Origin of the sequence: Microcystis sp. M53598_WE2, assembly GCF_030067735.1 — a bacterium.
Classification (GTDB): Bacteria; Cyanobacteriota; Cyanobacteriia; order Cyanobacteriales; family Microcystaceae; genus Microcystis; species Microcystis aeruginosa.
The window spans coordinates 1-2,092 of the sequence record NZ_JASJFE010000358.1; the positions used below are offsets into that span (position 1 = coordinate 1).

General features: G+C 42.7%; 2 protein-coding genes and 1 pseudogene. 2 read left to right on the top strand and 1 reads right to left on the bottom strand.

What is annotated here, in order from left to right:
* The first annotated feature begins 151 nt into the window (after positions 1 to 151).
* Positions 152 to 1,699, top strand: a complete 1,548-nt coding sequence (locus PX636_RS07670) for a mercuric reductase (protein WP_288116652.1) — start codon at positions 152 to 154, stop codon at positions 1,697 to 1,699.
* A 5-nt stretch (positions 1,700 to 1,704) separates the two neighbouring features.
* Positions 1,705 to 1,851 carry a hypothetical protein gene (locus PX636_RS07675; protein WP_002758360.1) on the top strand — a complete coding sequence of 49 codons (147 nt, stop codon included), beginning with the start codon at positions 1,705 to 1,707 and terminating at the stop codon, positions 1,849 to 1,851.
* 11 nt (positions 1,852 to 1,862) lie between these two features.
* Here PX636_RS07675 and PX636_RS22620 read toward each other — a convergent pair.
* A pseudogene (locus tag PX636_RS22620) lies at positions 1,863 to 1,982 on the bottom strand (type II toxin-antitoxin system VapC family toxin); the annotation flags it as partial.
* Between the last annotated feature and the right edge of the window lie 110 nt (positions 1,983 to 2,092).

The window sequence follows — 2,092 nt, forward strand, 5'->3', positions numbered from 1 at the left end:
AAAAACGGCAAAAATAAGAATTAAATTGCATAAAATCTGTAAATAGACCATTTAACTGATTATTATTGATTCTTAATTATCCTGACTACTGACTACTGGCTACTGACTCCTAACCCTAACAACAATTTTTGATTTTTACAAGAGGTCTAATATGTTTGAAAATAGCTCTAGGGAAGTTAATGTTCTCCCCATGGACGAACATAATCAAAAATTAGTTAATTATGTTCATCCTGCCGATTGGGTCAATCCACAACCCCAAGATTGTTATGATTTAGTCGTCATTGGTGCGGGTACTGCGGGTTTAGTCGTAGCGGCGGGAGCGGCGGGTTTAGATATAGGTTTAAAAGTGGCTTTAGTGGAAAAACACCTCATGGGGGGAGATTGCCTCAATTTCGGTTGTGTTCCTTCTAAATGTCTGATTCGTTCCTCTAGAATTATCGGGGAAATTGAGAAAGCCAAAAAATTAGGAATTAATATTGGGGATACTAGGGTAGATTTTGCCAGAGTCATGACCAGAATGCGGCAAATTCGCGCCGATATTAGCCCTAATGATTCGGTGCAACGTTTCCAAAAACTAGGTATCGATGTCTTCTTGGGTAGCGCTCGTTTTTTAGGACAAAATGCTGTGGAAGTGACCGGAAAAACCCTCGATTATAAAAAAGCTGTCATTGCCACTGGTGCTGGGGCCTTTCATCCCGATATCCCCGGACTAAAAGAGGCGGGATTTTATACCAATGAAACAATTTTTTCCCTCACAGAATTACCTCCTCGATTAGCTGTTATCGGTGGCGGGCCGATTGGTTGTGAATTAGCCCAAGCTTTTCAACGGTTAGGCGCGCAGGTGATTTTATTTCATAATCATTCCCATCTTTTGAATAAAGAAGACCGAGAAGCGGCCGAAATTATTGAGAATACTTTGCTGCGGGAAGGAATGCAATTGATTCTCTGCTGCCAAATTGAACGGGTGACAACAAATGAGCGGGGTAAAACCATTGAATATACAAGCAACGGTCAAGGAGCAACTATCACCGTTGACGAGATTTTAGTCGGTGCTGGCCGGGAGCCTAATGTGTCAGGATTAAATTTAGAAGCGGTAGCCGTGGAATACGATACTCGTCGGGGAGTCAAAGTTAATGATTATCTGCAAACTACTAACCCGAAAATTTATGCGGCCGGTGATATCTGTATGGATTGGAAATTTACCCATGCCGCCGATGCGGCCGCCCGTATTGTGATTAAAAATACCCTCTTTTCTCCCTTCGGTTTCGGACGCTATAAGCTCAGTAATTTAGTTATGCCTTGGGTCACTTATACCGACCCAGAAATCGCCCATGTGGGCATGGATGAAACCCAAGCACAAGCCCGGGGATTGGCCACTAATACTATTAAAATTCCTTTGAGTATAGTCGATCGAGCTATCGCTGATGGGGAAACAGCAGGTTTTTTAAAAATTATTCACAAACAAGGTTCCGACCAAATTTTAGGAGCCACTATCGTCGCCACCCACGCCGGGGAGATGATTTCCGAAATTACCACCGCTATGGTTGCTAAAATCGGACTGAGTAAACTGTCTATGGTTATTCATCCCTATCCCACCCAAGCGGAAGCGATTAAAAAGGCCGCCGATGCCTATCGTCGAACTCTCTTGACTCCTAATAGTCAAAAATTCTTGGAATTGTTGGCTAAATTATCGGGTTAAAATCAATGATTGCCACCGGAGAACTGCGGCAGAACTTTGAACAATTCTGGCGGGAAGCTGCCGCGCAGTTGGGAAACGCCCAATCCCTCACCGAACGGGGGTCGGGGAAATGGCAGGAGTACCAGTTGGAGAAATACCAACCCCTGACGTAGCTCTGCCCTTTTTAGAATACAAGTAAACGGTGAAAACCTTCTTGCTCAAAATGGCGATCGGTGGTTAATGCTTCATTAATATTGAACTGACGCATCAATAAAAAGCTAACTGCATCACACAAGGAATAAGTAGACCTCTTGCATAATTTTTTTATGGTACAATATAAGGTTTTGCTTTTTTCTCAATTCTTAGATTGAAGTGGAAAAAAGAATAAAATGTGATCTTAGGTCAGGAAATCAT